Origin of the sequence: Phosphitispora fastidiosa, assembly GCF_019008365.1 — a bacterium.
GTDB classification, from domain to species: domain Bacteria; phylum Bacillota; class Thermincolia; order Thermincolales; family UBA2595; genus Phosphitispora; species Phosphitispora fastidiosa.
On record NZ_JAHHUL010000219.1, the window covers coordinates 1 to 235 of the forward strand.

Consider the following 235-nt stretch of genomic DNA (forward strand, 5'->3'; position numbering starts at 1 on the left):
GGCGTCCACGTCGAGATTGCGGATGCCCCATTCCTTTTCCAGCGCTGCCTTCAGGCGGTCGAGATCGCCGAGCGGCTTGTGCATGTCGGGCTCTTCCACCTCGACATAGCACATGTGCACGGCGGGATTGCGCTCGATGATGCGCGTATCGGCATCCTTGCGCACGACCTGCGCATTGACCTGCACGTCCTGCGGCACGTCGACAACGAGATCGCCGAGAGTGGTCGCCGAGCAG

1 protein-coding gene is annotated in these 235 nt (G+C 63.4%); it reads right to left on the reverse strand.

Translation table 11 applies throughout. The features are described 5' to 3' along the window. Positions 1-235: hypothetical protein (locus Ga0451573_RS19580; protein WP_231685892.1), on the reverse strand; the 235-nt coding region annotated here is incomplete at both ends.